The 19,152-nt window shown below is 44.8% G+C and carries 16 protein-coding genes; 6 read left to right on the top strand and 10 right to left on the bottom strand.

Annotated elements, in window-relative coordinates:
- Window positions 1-12: 12 nt before the first annotated feature.
- Window positions 13-1,155, bottom strand: coding sequence for a VanZ family protein (locus tag ACDE64_RS17280; protein ID WP_411347659.1), 1,143 nt, complete (start codon window positions 1,153-1,155; stop codon window positions 13-15).
- Window positions 1,156-1,432: 277 nt separating this feature from the next.
- Window positions 1,433-2,782, bottom strand: a complete 1,350-nt coding sequence (locus ACDE64_RS17275; protein ID WP_411347658.1) for an amino acid permease — start codon at window positions 2,780-2,782, stop codon at window positions 1,433-1,435.
- A gap of 233 nt (window positions 2,783-3,015) precedes the next feature.
- On the opposite strand from ACDE64_RS17275, the gene ACDE64_RS17270 reads away from it, so the two are divergent.
- On the top strand, window positions 3,016-4,641 hold the full coding sequence (locus ACDE64_RS17270) for a family 43 glycosylhydrolase (RefSeq protein ID WP_411343340.1): 1,626 nt from the start codon (window positions 3,016-3,018) through the stop codon (window positions 4,639-4,641).
- 296 nt (window positions 4,642-4,937) lie between these two features.
- Here the strand turns inward: ACDE64_RS17270 and ACDE64_RS17265 are convergent, their stop codons facing one another.
- From ACDE64_RS17265 to ACDE64_RS17255, 3 genes are all read right to left on the bottom strand, one after another.
- Entirely contained in the window at window positions 4,938-5,927 is a 990-nt protein-coding gene (locus tag ACDE64_RS17265; protein ID WP_411347657.1) for an ABC transporter substrate-binding protein, read from the bottom strand.
- A gap of 126 nt (window positions 5,928-6,053) precedes the next feature.
- Complete coding sequence (locus tag ACDE64_RS17260) at window positions 6,054-7,409, bottom strand: PstS family phosphate ABC transporter substrate-binding protein (protein ID WP_411347656.1); 1,356 nt, start codon at window positions 7,407-7,409, stop codon at window positions 6,054-6,056.
- Window positions 7,410-7,675: 266 nt separating this feature from the next.
- Window positions 7,676-8,467: an exodeoxyribonuclease III gene (locus ACDE64_RS17255; RefSeq protein WP_411347655.1), complete on the bottom strand. Its 792-nt coding sequence runs from the start codon at window positions 8,465-8,467 to the stop codon at window positions 7,676-7,678.
- A 372-nt stretch (window positions 8,468-8,839) separates the two neighbouring features.
- Between ACDE64_RS17255 and ACDE64_RS17250 the strand changes: the two genes are divergently transcribed.
- Entirely contained in the window at window positions 8,840-9,763 is a 924-nt protein-coding gene (locus ACDE64_RS17250; protein WP_411347654.1) for a hypothetical protein, read from the top strand.
- 112 nt (window positions 9,764-9,875) lie between these two features.
- Here the strand turns inward: ACDE64_RS17250 and ssuE are convergent, their stop codons facing one another.
- Both ssuE and ACDE64_RS17240 read right to left on the bottom strand, forming a co-directional pair.
- The gene (gene ssuE / locus ACDE64_RS17245) at window positions 9,876-10,439 is read right to left on the bottom strand and encodes an NADPH-dependent FMN reductase (protein ID WP_411347653.1); all 564 of its coding nucleotides are present in this window, start codon (window positions 10,437-10,439) and stop codon (window positions 9,876-9,878) included.
- Window positions 10,432-11,703, bottom strand: coding sequence for an acyl-CoA dehydrogenase family protein (locus ACDE64_RS17240; RefSeq protein ID WP_411347652.1), 1,272 nt, complete (start codon window positions 11,701-11,703; stop codon window positions 10,432-10,434). Before ACDE64_RS17240 ends, ssuE begins: the two co-directional genes overlap by 8 nt.
- A 134-nt stretch (window positions 11,704-11,837) precedes the next feature.
- Between ACDE64_RS17240 and ACDE64_RS17235 the strand changes: the two genes are divergently transcribed.
- Both ACDE64_RS17235 and ACDE64_RS17230 read left to right on the top strand, forming a co-directional pair.
- Window positions 11,838-12,389 (top strand): TetR/AcrR family transcriptional regulator, encoded by a 552-nt coding sequence (locus ACDE64_RS17235; protein WP_411343333.1) that lies wholly within the window; start codon window positions 11,838-11,840, stop codon window positions 12,387-12,389.
- A gap of 804 nt (window positions 12,390-13,193) precedes the next feature.
- Window positions 13,194-13,895, top strand: a complete 702-nt coding sequence (locus ACDE64_RS17230) for a cell wall hydrolase (RefSeq protein WP_411343332.1) — start codon at window positions 13,194-13,196, stop codon at window positions 13,893-13,895.
- 564 nt (window positions 13,896-14,459) lie between these two features.
- On the opposite strand, the gene ACDE64_RS17225 is transcribed toward ACDE64_RS17230, so the two are convergent.
- Entirely contained in the window at window positions 14,460-15,893 is a 1,434-nt protein-coding gene (locus ACDE64_RS17225; protein ID WP_411343331.1) for a glycoside hydrolase family 1 protein, read from the bottom strand.
- 217 nt (window positions 15,894-16,110) lie between these two features.
- Here ACDE64_RS17225 and ACDE64_RS17220 point away from each other — a divergent pair, with 217 nt between their 5' ends.
- Together ACDE64_RS17220 and ACDE64_RS17215 are read left to right on the top strand one after the other, a co-directional pair.
- A complete protein-coding gene (locus tag ACDE64_RS17220; RefSeq protein WP_411347651.1) occupies window positions 16,111-17,079 on the top strand; it encodes a LacI family DNA-binding transcriptional regulator in 969 nt (322 codons plus the stop codon).
- A gap of 249 nt (window positions 17,080-17,328) precedes the next feature.
- Window positions 17,329-17,634, top strand: a complete 306-nt coding sequence (locus tag ACDE64_RS17215) for a hypothetical protein (protein WP_411343329.1) — start codon at window positions 17,329-17,331, stop codon at window positions 17,632-17,634.
- Between the two features lie 226 nt (window positions 17,635-17,860).
- Here ACDE64_RS17215 and ACDE64_RS17210 read toward each other — a convergent pair whose 3' ends face one another.
- The gene (locus tag ACDE64_RS17210; RefSeq protein ID WP_411347650.1) at window positions 17,861-18,619 is read right to left on the bottom strand and encodes an SDR family NAD(P)-dependent oxidoreductase; all 759 of its coding nucleotides are present in this window, start codon (window positions 18,617-18,619) and stop codon (window positions 17,861-17,863) included.
- Window positions 18,620-18,740: 121 nt separating this feature from the next.
- On the bottom strand, window positions 18,741-19,118 hold the full coding sequence (locus tag ACDE64_RS17205; protein ID WP_411343327.1) for a PilZ domain-containing protein: 378 nt from the start codon (window positions 19,116-19,118) through the stop codon (window positions 18,741-18,743).
- Between the last annotated feature and the right edge of the window lie 34 nt (window positions 19,119-19,152).

Below are 19,152 nucleotides of genomic sequence, written 5' to 3'. Positions count from 1 at the left end.
GCAATATAGCCGCTAGTCATGAGATTCAGGGTCGGTTGATAGCGTATCTGGCCACATGATCTGATGCGATGTACGACTCCATTGTTCGTAAAACATCAGGGAACCTTTACGGAAAAAGCGTGTCACTAGATGGAGGAAGAAGCCAGCATTCAATACAAACAGAATGATTAGATAGACAATCGCTTCTAGTCGAGACGGATAGCTCTGTGCAAATGGCAAATTCAGCACTCGCTCCAATCCGAAAAATCCCCAGTACAGCAAACCGTAGCGCACGATGAGAGCATGTAGTGGCAAGCGGCGTTTGGTCTCCTGTTCATTGGTACGATCGCTGACGAGCCGAATGCGTACGATCCATTTGCCAGGTGTTAGTCCATTCATCGCATACGTTAACAGCATAAAATACAACCCTGTCGCTACCCAGAACGAAAGTGGAATGTCCAATGCCGACAGGATCGATAGCAGCATAGAGCAGAGCATATTGTCGATGAGAAAAGCAATCCCGCGCCTTGTATACGTTACCCGTCGTTTGGAACGATCAACACGCGCATCCAGTTGCCGCACATTGGGCAGATGCTCCGAGATCCATGCAGCAATCAAGAAGCCGATCATGCCGCCAAAGGTATTACAGATCAGATCATCCACGTCAAAGATCCGGTACGCATGATCATAAATGCCATAAATTCCTGTCAATTGCGTAATTTCAAACGATAGCGACAATAGAAACGACCAGCACATTGCACCCAACCAGCCGCGATGGAAATAATAGCGTAGCAACATCCCGAATGGCACAGTCAGCACAATATTAAACATTACCTGCCAGAAGGCACGCTCGCGAAATATGTGCATATAGGTCGTCGGGTGCTCCAGCGAGACAGAGGTTTCTTTTAAAAAGTCACTCACAAACTGAAAAGGCACCAGCTGCATATCCCCACCTGCCAGTGCAGCATTGTGCCGGGACGATGGAAAAGGCAGGATCACCAGAAAGTAAGCATTCATCAAATACAGCAAGCAGCTATATAGCGTAATCGCGCGTACGACATGAATATAGCCATATCGACGATATTGATACATCAAAAAAGGCAGCGTAAATAAAGCTGCTGCCAGCGGAAAAGCGATAAAAGCATACAGAATTGGTTGAAAATAAGCGTCCACCATTATCGTTACACCTGCCACAGCTATAAGTGAAATTGATCATTTACTGAATCTCATATTACCGAATGGACATAGCAATATTCCGATTCCGGTAATGTTGTATCATTCCTATCATTGTACAGCAATTTATTATAAATACCAGTTTATCAGCATGACAATCAGGACTAGAATGCACAGGCAGGCAACGCGTGTATTTCAAAGTTTTTATACAAAATAAAAGCTGCCTATGATGCCAGAGGGCAAAACAGACAGCTTTTATTTTATGATGAGAATCTAGTTGTTACGCTTGCGATTTCCCGCGGAACTTGAAGAACGAACTGATCAGCAGCACGATCAAGAACAGGATACAAGCTCCGATACTAATGCGATTGTTAGCATCAAATAAGAACAGCACCGCAATAACAAGCAGACACAGAGCAGTCAAACCAGAAATATATGGGTAACCCCAGATGCGGAATTTCGGTTCCACCGGATACTGCTTGCGTAGCTTGAGCTGGGACAGACAGATGCTAATCCATACGAGCAATACGACAAATCCCGGTACAGCGATCAGAATACCAAATACTTGATCCTGTGCAACATAAGCAAACCATGCGCCAATCAGCAAAATAACAGCACACAAAATCAAACTGTTCACAGGTACACCGCGCCGTGATGTTTTGGATAGCAACGCAGGTGCTTCGTTATTAATCGCCATCGAATGTAACATCCGTGTCGCTCCATAAATACCAGAGTTCGCCGCTGACAACACTGCTGTCACCAGAATAAAGTTAATGATATGCGCTGCTCCCTGCAACCCAGTTGCAGTCAGTACCTGTACAAAGGGACTGTCCTGACCGCTCAGTTGATTCCACGGAATCAGACCACAGATGATCAGAATTGGCAACGTATAGAACAGAATAATACGCAGGATGAAGCTTTTTACGATCTTTGGCAGTACTTTGTCCGCATCCGGTGTCTCGGTTAGCGTCAGACCGATCAGCTCGGAACCGCCATACGAGAACATGACGACCAAGAGCGCAGACACGACAGCCATCCAACCATTCGGCAAAAATCCACCATGGGATGTAAAGTTGCTCAAATACGGCGTGTTACTACTTGGAATAATACCAAACAGCAGACAAGCACCGAGTATGATAAAGATAATAATCATCGCGATCTTGATACCGGCGAGCCAGAATTCCAGTTCGCCCAATCTGCCTACGCTCATCGTATTAACAAGCAGCACAAAGGCGGCACTCGCGAGACTGAGCACCCATAACGGTGTATCAGCAAACCAGAATTGCAGAAAGCTGCCCGCAGCGATAACTTCAATGACACAAACCGCTAGCCACATAAAGCAGTACAACCAGCCGACGATAAAAGCAAGCCGTTGACCAAAGGCAAGCGAGATAAAATCTTTCATATTACGGTTCGGATACACGGTTGCCATTTCAGCAATTGCACCCATTACGACGAGCAGCAGCAAACCGGCAAAAATATACGTGAAGATAACGCCGGGTCCTGCCAGACCAATCGTTTCGGAACTACCTTTGAAGATACCTGTTCCGATGACGCCGCCCATTGCCATAAATGTAATATGACGTGGCAGCAGCCTTTTTTGCAATGATGCTTCAGGGGTTGCTTTCAAACTAAAATCCTCCTCAATACGAATACAGTAGTAGTGCTTTAAATCAGTCCAGTATATCTATACTACAATAATATTCGGTATTACGATATGAAATGATTAAGCATTTGCAGTTCCTTTTTATTAAAGTTTCGACTTTATTCTTATATTGTGTAAAATGCATAATATTTTTACAATAAAGAAAACGGTTACAAAAACATGAATACGTAAACATTCTTGTAAAGGGGTTGAGGATAATGAATTGGATAGTATTCGGACAACAAGGTACAGACAACAATGAGAAGGTAAAGAAGAAGCAGGGTCATGAGCGAAAAACTCGATTGATCAAGCAAACACAGAAGACTCGTCATTCCCGTACAATGCTAAACATGTTGGAGCGTATGCCGGTATCGGCGCGCATGTGTTGTGCATTACTACTAACAGTTATGATGCTGATCTCACTCGTGCCACAGCAGGCGCAAGCGGCGTCTACGACGTTTATCAATCCAGTTGCTCCTTATTCGTCTGCTGATCCGTTTGTAATGAAGCATACGGATGGATATTACTATTTTGTGCATACGTCACGTAACTGGGACAAAATCGATATTAGCCGTTCCAAGACGTTGACTGGCATCGGCAACGGGGAAAGCAAAACCGTCTTCACCAAGCCGACTGCTACCTGTTCAGGTGGTAGCTGTTACTCCAACAATATCTGGGCACCGGAGCTGAATTATATTAATGGCGCTTGGTATTTGTATTTCTCAGCAGGTAGCAACGATGGCAACAATGCCAATCAGCGAATCTGGGCGATTCGCAATACGAGCGCCAATCCGCTGCAAGGAAGCTGGTCTGCACCGATCAAAGTCAATGACAGTAACGATTACTGGTCGATCGATCAGACAGTAACGAGCATCAATGGACAGCTGTATATGGCATGGTCGCAAATTGCACCGGGCAAACCGCAGGAAATCGCTATTGCCAAAATGAGCAGCCCAACAGCACTAGTAGGCAAAGCGACGATCATTTCCAGTCCGACGATCAGCTGGGAAAAGGTCGGCGGTGATGTGAATGAAGCGCCAGCCTTTTTGACGCATGGTTCGCGTGTGTATCTTACCTATTCTGCCAGTGGGTGCTGGACGGATGATTATAAGCTAGGTATGCTCAGCGCCAGCTCCAGCGCCGATCTGTCGCTGGCAAGCAGCTGGAGCAAAGGAGCCAATCCAGTATTCCAGAAAACATCAACTGTCTTCGGTCCGGGTCATAACAGCTTTGTAAAATCGCCGGATGGTACGGAAGATTGGATCGTCTATCATGCCAATGATGGCACTGGTCAAGGCTGTGCTGAGCAACGTACTACTCGTATTCAGAAAATCAATTGGAATGGCGATACACCAGTCTTCGGTTCGCCTGTAACACCGGGAACTGCAATTACTCGTCCATCTGGTGAAGGAACGGCGGACATTTACTACCGTATTCGTAACAATAACAGTGGCAAAGTATTGGCTGTGCTGAATGCTTCAACTGCGGATGGCGCGGATATTATTCAGTGGACATATAACGGAACAGGCGATCAACGCTGGGCGCTTGATCCGACAAGCGATGGATATTTCCAATTGCGTGCGAGTCATAGCGGCAGATTAGCAGGTGTAACCGGAGCGAGCAAGGACGATGGTGCCAATGTCGCTCAGTTTACTTCCAGCGGATCGACCAGCCAGCAATGGAAATTCAATCTGGTCGGCAATCAGTTTTTTGAAATTTTGAACCGCAATAGCGGCAAACTGCTGGACGTGACCAATGGCGGCACCGCTGATGGTGCGGATGTACGGCAGTGGGCAGATCTGAACAATACGGTGCAGCAATGGATCTTTGAACGCGTAAATTGATCAGTTGCAAAGTCGAAATGAACAACTCCGAAACAGAACAAAGCTGAACTAATAAAAAGCTGAAATGACAAAAAAGCTGCCTTTTCCGTACCGAATGATAGGAGAGTTTGATACTCCTGTGCAGCATATGATCTTGGATCAAGATCATATGTGTAATCGGTTGTGGGAACGGCAGCTTTTGTTGCGATTGGATCGTAATTATCTGAACCGCATGACGCATCAGGTATACAACATATTGCATCATGAATATATTGTATGTCTGTATTTTGCTGTACCTTATCGGAACAGTGATGAGTTTATTTCGATACGACGTTTTTCAAAATATCGTCAATGATCATGGAGTTGGCAACAGCGCCGGTGTACAGCCAGCTGGACTTCATGCTGAGCGTGTAGGCATGACCTGCTTTGACAGCGGGAATGCTGTTCCAAACGGAGGAGCTGATACCATCATCTGGTTTGGCACCGTCTTGAATAATGACGAACAGGTAGTCTGCATCCAGAGTAGACAGACTTTCCAGTGCGAGAGAACTCCAGTTAGCGGTTTTGCCTTCAGACGCTTGGGTGACTACATCTGGTACAGTGAAGCCTAGATCGTTGTACATCACATCACCACTGGATAGCTTCGGATTCACGACGAATACACTTTTGCCACTAATCCAGATGGCTGCTGCGGATTTGGTGCCGACTTTTTGCTGGATTTGAGTTTTGGCATCGGCTACTTTTGCATCGTAATCGGACAGCACTTTGTCAGCTTCGGTGCTTTTGTTCAGCACTTCGCCGACCGTTTTCAATTCTTCACGCCAGTCGTTATTTTCGGCATTACCGACGACATATGTTGGGGCAATAGCGGAATATTGGTTGTATTTATCGCCTTCGACCATTTCCGCGCTGTCCATCAGCAGCAGATCAGGTGTAAAGCTAGCTACTGCTTCAAATGGCAGATCAGAAGAGATCGTTGGCACATTTGCTAGTTTATCCTGCAAATAATCTTGGACACTACCGCCCTTGATTGACCATTGTGCTGCTGGCGTTACGCCCAGCGCGACCAGTGGGTCTTCGAGATACGAAGCGATAATACGCTGTGGATTAGCAGGAATCTTCACTTCATGACCCATACTATCCTTGAGTGTACGCTCAGACGCAGTTTCCGTCTGGGTTGCAGCCGGAGTCGAAGATGACTCATTGGTATTGCTGCCGGTTGTAGCAGCCGAGGAGCAGGCGCTTGTCAGCAGAGCCATAGACAGGATTAGCGTTCCCGCTACGGTTGTTTTGGTACGACGTTGCATGATGTGATTCCTCCAGATGATATAAGTTTAGCCCATATGTATACCGACGCACGCTCCGAACATGGACCATTAAGAATAGTATACACGATTATGAAGATAAGTGATAATGATTATCACATGATAAATTCAATGTACGGACTGAATCTGGTTATGTAGTGGAAAATAGCCTGTTTGCCGAACCAACTCCTGTCCCTGTGATGACAATATCCAGCGTAGCAATGGCTCCAGATGCGGATTAGAGGAGCGAAGCTTCGGAAATGGAGGCAATTGTAACGCTTCATCAGAAGATGAATTGATGTCAGATGGATCGACAGATATGATTTCATCAGATGGTTGATCAGATGTTATTTCCGACTTTGCGGCGTGTGCGCGTTCATTTTCTAATTGTCCGGTATATTTGTAACTGGCAGTTACCGCGTAAAATGGAGCGATCAGTGGATAGTTTCCACTAGCAATCTGTTGTTCATCCGGGTATACGCTATCAATTGCCAGCAGCTTAATATGCGACTCTGGATTCATCACCGTAGCAAAATAATGAAACGAATAGCCAATCGCATTCTTATAATTGTGATAGTCATCGACACGTTCCATCATGCCACCCATTCCGGTTGCAATCCTTTGCTGAATCGGTTCCATTATCTGTTGATCGCCCATCCAGCGGCGAAGCATAGCCTGACTGCCACTGTCCTCTGGACGTTGAAAGGCAGCGATCGTCTCATCGTTGCCTCCAACTTGCTTCCAATTGGTAATCTGTCCACTGTATATTTGCTTGACCTGTTCAGAAGTTAGATTGTTCACCGGGTTATCGGTATTTACGAAAAAAACAAATGCCTCCTGTCCGATCGGGGTTAAATAGAGCTGGATACTGCTATTCTCTGCCGCTTGTAACTGACCCGTAGAAGGCGCAGCCGCAAAGATCATATCGACGTCGCCATCAATCAGATGTTGATAGGCAGAACCTGTACCGCGACTAATCACTTCGCCACTGTGGGCATCATACAATTTCTGCGGATACACTGCCTGTGCAAAAGCAGCATATACTGGATACAATGCAGTAGCTCCATCCAATTGAGGCAGGAGATCATTCGATTGTAACTGATAGGTGGATGGTTGCGAGAGTGTGGCTAGCCGATTGTTTTCGGTAAATGGAGTATAGGCACTCAGATCGACATCCTGCGTATTTACAGCAATCAAGCTGTCATCATAGATTGAATATATTTTGTAAGCACCAGCTGTGAACAAGCAGAGGGCAAAGCCGCCGAGTAGTAGACGTTTGAATAATGGATGGGTAGTGATGGTGTGGAAGACAGATAAGACGACATAAATTTCGATCAACATCAGCATAGCAACAAAGCAGAATATATAGAATAGTGGCTGTTCCATCCTCATCATGATGAGAAGACTGCCAACGAAACCGATGATGCCAAGTACGGCAATACCACTTAATCCGAGCGCAATGGAGAGCATGATTTTGTTATGCATGATTCCTCCTGATTATGTAGATGTACAGCTTGCGCAAGATGAGCGGTGGACAGTAAGCACACTCATTTTGGCATAGCTGTACAAGAAATAGGACGTTCTTTTTGATCATAAATTTTGGTCATAGTATAGCGTAGCTTACTCATTATCGTTGTTCTTAGCAAAACGTAATCTGTAGGTACTTCAATAATACAGATCGTACTATTCATAAAACTTAAATTCGCTTGACTGGATTTGCTTGAATAGATCTGTATAGATGGTAACTTCTTTTATAGATTCGCCATTGCTGTAGGATTCGCCAACTGCTGCTCATCCAGCTCTAACAGTATCGGGCAATGATCACTGCCGAGAATCAGATGATCAATGTGCGCATCGCGTAGTGCCGGAGTGAGGCGCTGAGACGCTAGAAAATAGTCGATTCGCCAACCGATATTGCGCTCACGCACCTTTGCCATATACGACCACCAGCTATACACGTCGGTACGATCTGGGTGGAAATAACGGAACGTATCAACAAAGCCGGATTGTAGCAGGCTCGTTAGTTTGCCGCGTTCTTCGTACGTAAATCCGGAATTGCCGATATTGGAGCGAGCATTTTTGAGATCAATTTCCTCATGTGCCACATTCAGATCACCGCAGATGATGACTGGCTTGATCAGATCCAGCTGAGTCACATACGCACGGAAGCGGTCTTCCCATTCCAATCGGTACGGCAGACGCAGCAGATCGCGGCGCGCATTGGGCGTATACACATTGATCAGATAAAAATGATCAAATTCCAGCGTCAGCATGCGACCTTCTTCCTCGTAATCTTCTTCCATCCCATAGCGTACCGAAAGTGGGGCAATTCGTGTAAAAACGGCGGTGCCGGAATAGCCTTTTTTTACTGCATAATTCCAATACTGACGATATTGATCCCCATGATCTAGTTCAATCTGTCCTGCTTGCAGTTTGGTTTCCTGAATACAGAAAATGTCTGCATCTACAGTAGTAAAATATTCGTTAAATCCTTTTTTGACAGCGGCACGCAGACCGTTTACATTCCAAGAAACAAGCTTCATTGATGTATATTCTCCTTCATAACGGCAAAAGTAAGTGTATATCGCAACGAATGATGCACGATAATCTTTTTCAGTGTATCATGTTTGCCAGAAAGCATTCATGTGCAATTGGTGAAAAGATTATACTTTATCAGTTGGCTTTACAGTATGGAGATCCAATTACTGTATGATTGCGAACGTATGATCTTTTTTGGTTGACAGAGAGGAAGTAGAGCGTTTATAGTAAAAGCAATTCAATTATTGTGCGAGCGAAGCACCTCGCAGGACAGAGTAATTTCTGTTCTGGAGGTGCTTTTTTGTGTGCATAACTTCAGTAGATTGCAGTCTGTCCAGTTGAAACGGCAATGCCAATATACATAAAAGGAGTCAAGGATGATGAATCAAACAAGTGGAAACAGTAACTATGAGCGAATAGCAATGTTGAAGCAGAGGAATAGTCAGAACAACAGTCATACATATCCAGATGGACACCAGTACAAATGTGCAAGTAGCAGTCGAGACGGTATAATACATAGCGGCAAAATCCTGTACAAACAAGCAGCAATGATAGCATTGATTATTCTGCTATTAAGCGTCTGGATAGCTGTTCCACAAACGGCATCGGCAGACCAATGGTCCAGCGCATTAAGTGGCATGGATACGTTATACGATAGTGTAACTGCGCTGGAGAAAGTATTGGAGCTGCAAAGCGATCAGATTATCGCTCTACGCAAGCAAAATAATGCATCCCTGAAAAGTGTCAAACAACGTATCCAAACAATTGATACCAGCCGTATCCAGTCATTACAAACCGCTGTCCAGCAGCTAGAGTCGAAGCATGCGCCATTGCTTAAACAGTACAAGGAGCTGGGACAACAGATTACCGCTGCTCGCAAAGTCAAACATACCAAAACAGCTGAATTATTAACTACTCAACGCAATCGTATGAAGGCACAGGTGCAGACCGCCAGAACCGAGATCAGTGCCAAAAAGTGCGAACTATCGTCCGCCCGCAAACAGACAGCAGCGCGTAAGCAAACGGTACGCAATCTGCTAGAGCCAGTACAAGTTCTAAAAAAGCAAATTACAGCTGAAAACAAAGTAATATCCGCTGCGCATAAGCTGCGTACGTCTGCACGCAAAGGCTATCGTTCAGCAGTGAAAAGGGGCGATGCAATTATAGGTGCCGCGCAGCTGACAGTCGTTTATCGGCAAATGACCATCGTGCAGAAATCCCGGCAGAACATTTATGATTGGGAAAAGCAGATCAGTCGTCATATTCAAACTGCCGAATCCAAAGTAAACAGTCTGACATAATCAACTATAGGTAGTAGCATGAAAACGGAGTGGTCTCTGTTTCTCACAAGTGTGATTTTGAATAAGCACACAGCCGAGAATCATAGAATTCTCGGCTGTATTTTTGACATATTTAATATGGAATTTTTAATGATGAGCAAGAATGTAATAAATCGTGTAGGGACAAATGTAATCGTTCTTCAATTTCTGGTGTAAGCCGAAATCCAATTGGTTGATGTTGAGCATCGTTTTCCATACGTTCAATTGTATGTTCACATGCAAACACGTTTGCAGCAAAATGCTTTGCACCCATTGATGACAATATGGGCTTCATTGCATAATCGATGGATAATTGTGCAGCCGAAGATCCTCCAACAAAATAGATAGCGATTGTTTTGTCACGAAATGCTTTTTGTGGCAGCAAATCAAGATAGCTTTTCAACACGCCTGTACAACTTGCTTTGTACACTGGACTGGCAATGATGATTCCGTCTGCTTGGGCAACACGTTCATGCGCACCCATAATGGCTGGACTATCAAATTGTGCGTGAACTAGATGTTCAGCAGGCAGAGAAGCTACATGAATGATATCTACCTCACACTGCTGCTGCTCCAAATGAACTTGAGCGTAGCGGATAAGACCATTTAAGCGTGAATGCGTGTTGGGGCTGCCAGATATAATTGTTATTTTACTCATTATGATTTCCGGCGGGCACCAATTCATGAAGCTGTGCAGCTATACCCAAAGTCATAATCTGTTGTGGAGCTTGTCCCATCAGTATTCGCCCATACAGCTCCAGACCAGTAGATGCTGTAGTCAGTGCATGATTGGCACCACCACGAATATCGCGGAAAATTTCGGAGAGTCGATTCGATTCAGCGATAAAGCTACCGCCGCTTTCGGCTACTAGCAGATCGACTGCTTCCCAGCACAATTTAGAAGCATACGCGATATCAGTTTGAATCTGGGCAAATTCCTGTACGGTGAATGGACGATGAGTCTGTACGTGATCTTCCAGATTGTCGATCGTGCGATTGATATGAAGATGCGCCGATTCTACCTTCATTGCTGCCAATCCGACATGATATTGAATATGACCGACAGCTGCTTGCGAAGGGTGAACAGTCATCGTAATCCCGCGTGTTGGAGCTTTTTGAACAAAACAATCAACCGCAGCTCTTGCCAGACCGAGAATAGCACTGATTCCTGTCGTAATGGTAGTGATGACTTGAGCATAAGGTCTGTATCGATTCATGCTATCTGTTGGCTGCTGGGACATCTCGATACCGCTTAGCGTAGTATTGGCAATATATTCATTCGGCACGAATACATCATGAAGCTTCAGACTATTGCTGGCAGAGCCTTTCAGACTGATCGTATACCAATCATCCACAATTTCAATCTGATTCATCGGTATAACTGCCAGAATCATACCCGGCTGCTGCTGATCAGTACGACTGTTCAGATCATTAATGTTCAGTAGCGCATGAGTAGCATGCTTGGAACCGGAAGCAAAGCCCCACAAACCTTCTTCAATCAGGTAACCATCATCGGTTTGTTGAATCTTCGCTTTGCGTGGTTGTAATACTGAGCAGAAGCGCACTTCTTCATGTTGACCAAAGATGGAGTCCAAAATAGGCTCAGATAGTGACAAGGTAGCATTATAATTGTTGCCATTAATGATCTGTACGACCCAGCCAACCGAACCATTTCCTTTGGCAACTTCGGAGATGATTTCAACCATAGCGCGAATACTCACTTCATGACCGCCATATATTTTACGTGTACCTAATTTGAATAGCCCGGCGTCTGACAGCTTAGTGATCACTTCATCAGGAATATGACGTTCTTGATCAATCTGACGGGCATAGCTCTGTAGAAATGGAATCAGATCGGTGGCATTTTGTAGCAGTTGTTTTTCGGTATAGTTAAGTTTTGTATCGTTACTCATCAAAGTCATAATGGTTCGCTCCTTTTTATACACCTGTATAGTTAAATGATGTTTGTAAGCTAAATAGTATGGTGTATAATAAGTTGCTTCAACCGATAATATTTCAAATTTGACGAGTAACTATACACAAAGGAGAATGTGTCGTGAATAAATCCGAAAAAGAAGACCTGCGAGTCAAACGAACACGTAAATTGCTATATCAGGCATTGATGGATTTGATCAAAAAAGAGTCATTTGAAACGATTACTGTCAAGCAAATTTGCGATCTGGCGATGGTTCACCGCACGACATTTTACGTTCATTTTCTGGATAAATTTGATCTTCTTACTCAAATGCTGCGACAAATTGCTGATGAAGAGTTGAATCAAGCAGGACAGCTGGACCCGGCTCGCAATTTTCAGAAAGTGTGTGAGGTGGCTACACAATACCACGAACTTTTTTCTCAATTGTTGCTGGAAGAGCCTGATTCGCTACGTAACATACTACGAAGCGAGATGAAGATAGGCATGATCCGATATGCAGATGAGCAAATTCAGGGATGGAACGAGATGGATGCAATGGATATGGAGATTGCAATTGAGGCGTATATTGGCAGTGCGCTTGGTGTACTGCAATGGTGGTTGCAAAATCATATGCCCATCAGCACAGAGGAGTTGTACCGCAAGTTTGAACGCAGTATGAACTGGAAGTTCTGATACGTACGTTGTTTTGATTATTGTTGTTGTACTAAAAGTTATTATGTTGTGCCTTGGATTTACAGTAAAAATTACGTTGGTTGTAAGAATGAATCTCGAATGTATGTAGAGCAGGTTAGAATAGCTAATGGTGCTTCATGCAGACATGTATCGTGTAAGATGAACTTGTTATGCAGAGACTATGAATCATAGACAATATGTAAGCCAATTTTGCATTTCGTCGAAAATCTGCTATACTGCTTGAGAATAATGACAAAAATGAAACTTATGGGCTGAGTAGTTACTTACCAAAAGTCCTTTAAATTTGGAGCCACGGTCTCAGTTTCATTGCTGAATATGTGTAATTTGCTAAAAAATGCTTGATTTTCAAGCAAATGTTAGGTCTATGGCAGGGCGCAGACATAAAAATGGCTATGCTATACTGCTACGTATAAGCACATCATTTGCATACTTATCTGGTTACAAAATTGTCATACGTAATCCAGAACCACGGCTGTAGGAAGTTGAATGCCATACAGCGGCACATAACAGCACGTATATATCGTGCGAAGCATGTTACACAGCAAGCAAATGGTGTTAAAAGAGAATAGATTTGCCGATATTAATAATACAAATGTAGACCACGTAAACCGGATATGCACCGGTATTACTTTCAATAGGATTGTAATTATTTACACAATGTTTGTGCAGGTATGATCTGAGTACAAGCCAGTTCCGCTAACTTGGAATTCCATATGCCTTTCATTTTACGACATCAATTCATGACTAAACTTTATTATTGAAATATGGAGGTAGTACCAAACGATGAGAAAATTACCCGCTTTTGTAGTATCCTGCGCCTGCGTGATGGGCGTAACCATGATGGCAAAATCTGCTGATGCCTCGCTGTTGAAACAAGGAATGCGCGGTCAGAATGTAGTCGATCTGCAACGTCAGCTCGCCAAAGAAGGATATTTCCATGCAAATACAACAGGATATTACGGAAGCATCACATCCAATGCAGTGAAGCAATTTCAGCGTGCTCATGGTTTGAGCGCAGACGGTGTCGCTGGACCGGCGACATTTTCCAAATTGGGTGTGAAAAGCACTGGTATCGTAACGGCAAGTGCGCCAGTTACATCTACGTCTAATCGTAGCGGCAGTTACAAAATGGATCAGGATTCACTGGATATTTTGGCACATGTCATTTACGGTGAAGCGCGTGGGGAATCGTTTGAAGGTCAGGTGGCAGTAGGCGCAGTTGTATTAAATCGTGTGCAATCTGGCGAATTCCCAAGCACCATCTGGGGCGTTGTTATGCAGCCCGGTCAATTCACAGCAGTGGCGGATGGACAATATTATCTGACGCCTAGTAAGACAGCATATAATGCTGCTAAGCAGGCACTACGTGGTGTTGATCCAACGAATGGATCGCTATATTACTACAATCCACGAATCGCTACATCCGAGTGGAGTATGAAGCGTCCAGCAGTCATTACGCTGGGACAGCATATTTTTACAAACTAAGCCCGATTCATACTACAATGACTTAGACTATGCCTAATTTAAAGATGACACTCCTCAAATTACTTGAGGAGCAAACGAAAAACGATGCTCATCAAAGTACATGAGGAGCAAACGAAAAACGATGCTCATCAAAGTATATGAGACGCAAACGAAAGATGACGCTCCTCAAAGTACATGAGGAGCAAACGAAAGACGATGCTCCTCAAAATACATGTGACGCAAACGAAATATAATGCTCCCCAAATGACTTGAGGAGTACAGCAAAGACGACGCCCGTCAGTTTATATGAGGAGCGTCGTCTTTTGTGTTGTATCGATATGTTATATGAAATGGAAACCGAAGTATATGTGCCGTGCAGCATACGCGTAAACCGTAAGTTGGCAAGTGCAAGCAGAGTTAGGGTGTTCCGCTATGCGTGGATGCAGATATATATCATTTCAACCTGCATCCGTTGCTATTCACAGAAGGTTCGTGCGTATGTGTTTTGGCAATATACAAGTCAGTATCACAATAGGGCTACTGAATCATTAGATATCTGGTACACGGTTGCTGGATATTGCTGGATTAACGTTTTAGACTTTTGCCGTTAGTAGCAATAACGTCTTTGTACCAGTGGAATGATTTTTTGCGATAGCGTTCCAGCGTACCAGAACCATCGTCATTGCGGTCTACATAAATGTAACCGTAGCGTTTTTTCAGTTGCGCGGACGAAGCGCTGACAACGTCGATACAGCCCCATGAGGTAAAGCCCATCACGTCAACGCCATCCTCAACAGCTTCAGCCACTTGCAGTAGATGGTCATTCAAATATTGAATACGATAGTCATCTTCAACTGTTTTCTCGCCATCTGCATTGGTGATCAGTTCATCAACAGCACCAAGACCATTTTCTACGATAAACAATGGTTTCTGGTAGCGATCATAGAACATATTCAGTACATAACGCAGACCTTGTGGATCGATCTGCCAGCCCCATTCGCTTGCTTGCAAATACGGGTTAGGAACGCCACTGAACAGGTTGCCTTGTCCCGAAGTTTTTTGTTCTGGATCGGCAGTTTCACAGATGCTGACATAGTAGCTGAATGAAACGAAATCAACGGTGTGCAGCAGCGTTTCTTCGTCTCCAGCTTCCATTTTGATCTCAATGCCTTTTTCACGGAAATAGCGTTTCATATAGCCCGGATAGCGTCCGCGTACATGAACATCGCCGAAGAAATAGTTTTTGTGCTCCGATTCCATCGCTGCGATTACATCGTCCGGGTTCGGAGTCAGTGGATACGTCGGCATGCTGAGAATCATACAGCCGATTTGTGCATCTGGAATGATCTCATGGCACAATTTGACTGCGGATGCGCTAGCAACAAGCTCATGGTGAATCGCCTGATACAGATCTTGCTTGCTCAGCTCTTCCTTCGGAGTATAAATACCGCCGCTCATAAACGGAGCTTCCAAAATGGAATTGATCTCGTTAAAGGTCAGCCAGTATTTCACTTTATCTTTGTATCGACGGAATACAGTTTCGGCATAACGCTCGTAGAAACCAACAAGTTTGCGGTTGACCCAGCCATCGTATTCTTTGGACAGATGCAGCGGTGTTTCGTAGTGAGATAGGGTAACCAGTGGTTGGATGCCATATTTCAGACATTCATCGAACAGATCGTCATAAAATTGCAGACCTTCTTCGTTCGGCTCGGTTTCATCGCCTTTTGGGAAAATACGCGACCACGCGATTGACGTACGGAACACTTTGAAGCCCATTTCGGCGAATAGCTTCACATCTTCTTTGTAACGATGGTAAAAGTCGATGCCGACCAGTTTCATATTATCTTCGGTTGGTGTTTCAGTAATCGGACCCATGACGCCTTTGGGTGCTACGTCCTGCGTGGACCAGCCTTTACCATACTGATCAAATGCGCCTTCCGCCTGGTTGGCTGCAATCGCGCCGCCCCATAGAAAGCCGTCCGGGAAATTCGGTACGTTATTTTGAGAGTTACTCATGTTCAGCACTCCATTTCTGTCTGTTTTTTGTGCTACACTGTTAGCAGCACTGCCTATCAAGCGTAATCGTTGGAACGGGTTACATGTCAAGCGTGATTTTGATGTAAGTTATTGGAAATGAAAAAAGACTCACTTCCAACCGATCCAGTGCTGTAAAGATATAGGGTAGAGACAGACCAGCCATGCGATGTTATTCATGTGCAAGAGGAGAACAGACATGTCCAAGTTCGATGAGATTATCAAATTATCCGGTTATTCGCGTGCGACCATCTCGCGGGTAATCAATCATTCGCCCCATGTGAGCGATGAAGCTAGAGCGAAAATTACAGATATTATGCGTCAGCTTAATTATGTGCCGAATCGCAATGCCGTTTCACTGTCCACCGGACAAACAAATCAGATCGGTATGGTGATGGCGAGTACGAGTGAGATTATACTATCTTTTCTGGAGCGATTTATCGATATTGCGATGGATTATGGCTTCCAGACGATTATTTATACAACCCGTGACGATAAGGAAAGTGAACTGCGTGCATTTGAGGATTTGCGCAGCAAGCGGGTGGACGGATTGGTGATCATCACCTGTGTGAACGATCCGAAAATGCTGAAAACATACTGCGAATACGGTCCTATCGTGTCATGGCAGCGAATGGGGAACGATGAGATTCCATCGATTGCGATGGATCAGGGCGAAGGGTATCGACTGGCGTTGGAGCATCTTGTGTCGCGCGGATATACGCGTATTGCCAATATGTTTGGACGCGTTGACAGCTTGAATACGCGCAGTCGGCGCGAAGCGTATGAAGATTTTATGAGCAGTCAGAGATTGCCGGTTCTGCGTGATTGGTATCATTATTCGGTATTCAATGTGTCCAATGGTGAGGACATGGTGCGCCGCCTTGCCGCTGCGCCAGAGATGCCACAAGCGGTGCTATGTGCCAACGATTATGTGGCGATGGGCATGCAGGCAGAAGCGCGTCGACAAGGAATTGATGTGCCAAGGCAGCTGGCGATTATCGGTTTTGACGATAGTGAGCTGGCACGAACACTAGGCATTACGACGATTCGCAACCCAATTGCCGATCAGGCAGTGCATGCTTTTTACCGATTATGGGAAGTACTCGGTCGTGAGTTGATCGAACCGAAGCGGCTCGAATATGAGCTAATTGCACGCGAAACGACTTGAATTGGCAATGCGAGAGCGATCGATTTGGATATGGTGATTGCTGAGCTTTAATCATTGAAAATATGTAGGTAACGTTGTAAAATTGTGGATTTCTCCCGTGATTGCTGAACCAATTGCTTCGATTTTGGGTAATAAGACCTTAACATTCTTGTAGGAATGCCGATAAAAAGGGTAGAACGGCAGGATGGTGCCCGGCGAATAGCCGGTACGGAGCACCTTTTTCCATTTTTGCGAGAGGCGGGGATTGGGATGAAGCAGATTGCGGTACAGCCTTATTACAAAATTGAGCGTGAATTGAACAGTACAGGACAACATTATTTGACTGATGAGCGCGAGATGGTGCTGTACGAGGATCGCTTGATCACGCATCGCCGCGAATTTTCGTTAAAGGATGTATTTGATATGTCTTACCGCCGATTGGGTGCAGGTGAGGGACTGTTTTACCTGCATACAAGTAAAGGGGTATTTTCCTATACGATTCGTCATGATCCATCGCGGTTTATGCTTGCATTTCGGGAAAATGAGCAGTTGAAGCAGCAGGTACGGATTAGATAAGTATGTTGTATCCACCATATAAATACATCCGTCTTTACATGATTGGTATAGATCGTTGAAAAAGCAACCTATGGGATATGGAATTCCCATGGGCTGCTTTTTTGTGGATATATGCAATGCAGTTCGAATCTTCTGCTATTGCCTGCTATTAGTAAAAAAATACTATCAGATGTATCAGGTGGATGCGCAGATTGTTCAGTTACTGGTTACTCATCTGCTAACACCTTTACTGCGCTGTAAATCCACCATCAATCGGTACAACTACACCGTTAATATACTTTGCTTCATCACTCAATAGAAACGCAACCAGTGCAGCGATTTCCTCTGGTTGACCGAGACGACGTTGTGGAATAGCGGCTTCGACTGCTTGGAATGTTTCTGGATTGTCCTGACGGTATTGTTTAACCATTGGCGTCTCGGTCGTACCGGGCGCAATGGCATTCACATTGATGCCTTCTGCCGCATATTCCACAGCAATCGTTTTGGTGATGCCGATGATGCCATGTTTGGTAGCGGAGTATGAACCAACGGTTGCTTGACCGACCAGACCTGCGGTAGAGGAGGTATTGACGATGGAACCGCCGCCATTTTGCAGCATTACTTCCAGTACATATTTTAATCCGTACAATCCGCCCAATAGATTGATGCCGACGACCTGTTCGATTTGTTCAATCGTATTATCGGCAAAACGAGTGCCGGGACCAGAAATACCAGCGTTGTTGAAGAACATATCAATCGTACCGAAGGTACTGACCGTTTGATCTACATAGTGTTTGACGTCTTGTGGCTGGCTGACATCGGCTTGCACGAACAGAGCTTTGACGCCTTTCGCTTCCAATTGCTGCACAGCCGCAGCGCCAGCCGCTTCGGAAATATCTACAATCGTAATATTCACACCTGCGTCAGCTAGCTTGAGCGCAGTGTATAATCCAAGTCCGCTGCCACCTCCGGTGATAATAGCGACTTTCTTTGTTTTGTCAGTCATATGGTTCTCTCCTTCGTACGTTATGATGTATCGTACCCATTATGGTACGGTTACTGAAAAATTACAAATGGGAATACAAAAATTCCGCAGCAACCATCGGTAGGTTGTGCGGAAGGGAGTATCAGGTGATGACAATCAGGTTTTTGCTCGCCAGCAGTCGCAATTCGCGCAGTAAATGGTCGCGATTATAGGAGGTCATATCCAAATGAATACCATAGTGATATCGTCCGCCATCGGTGCGATTCCATTGTAATCGACCTTCCAGCAGTAGCGGATCTTCGTGTAGTAACATACGGATGCGGACATGCACGTCATTATTTTGAGCAGGAATTTCCAGCGGTAATGAGATACGGCAACCGGAACGGCTGAGATCCAGCAATAGTGCCTGTACTGGTTTGGTATCAACAATCTGCCCGTTAATATGCATGATTTGCATTTCAAAGGAAACGGGCTCTTTTAATACATAGCGGAATGGGGACTTTCGGCGATTGAGCATCATGGCGACCTCCCGAGTAGCAGACTTAGTTCTGTAT

This window comes from Paenibacillus sp. WLX2291 (genome assembly GCF_046603665.1).
Classification (GTDB): domain Bacteria; phylum Bacillota; class Bacilli; order Paenibacillales; family Paenibacillaceae; genus Saccharibacillus.
Note: the sequence above shows the minus strand (reverse complement) of the source record. Positions and strands in the feature narration are given on the sequence as shown.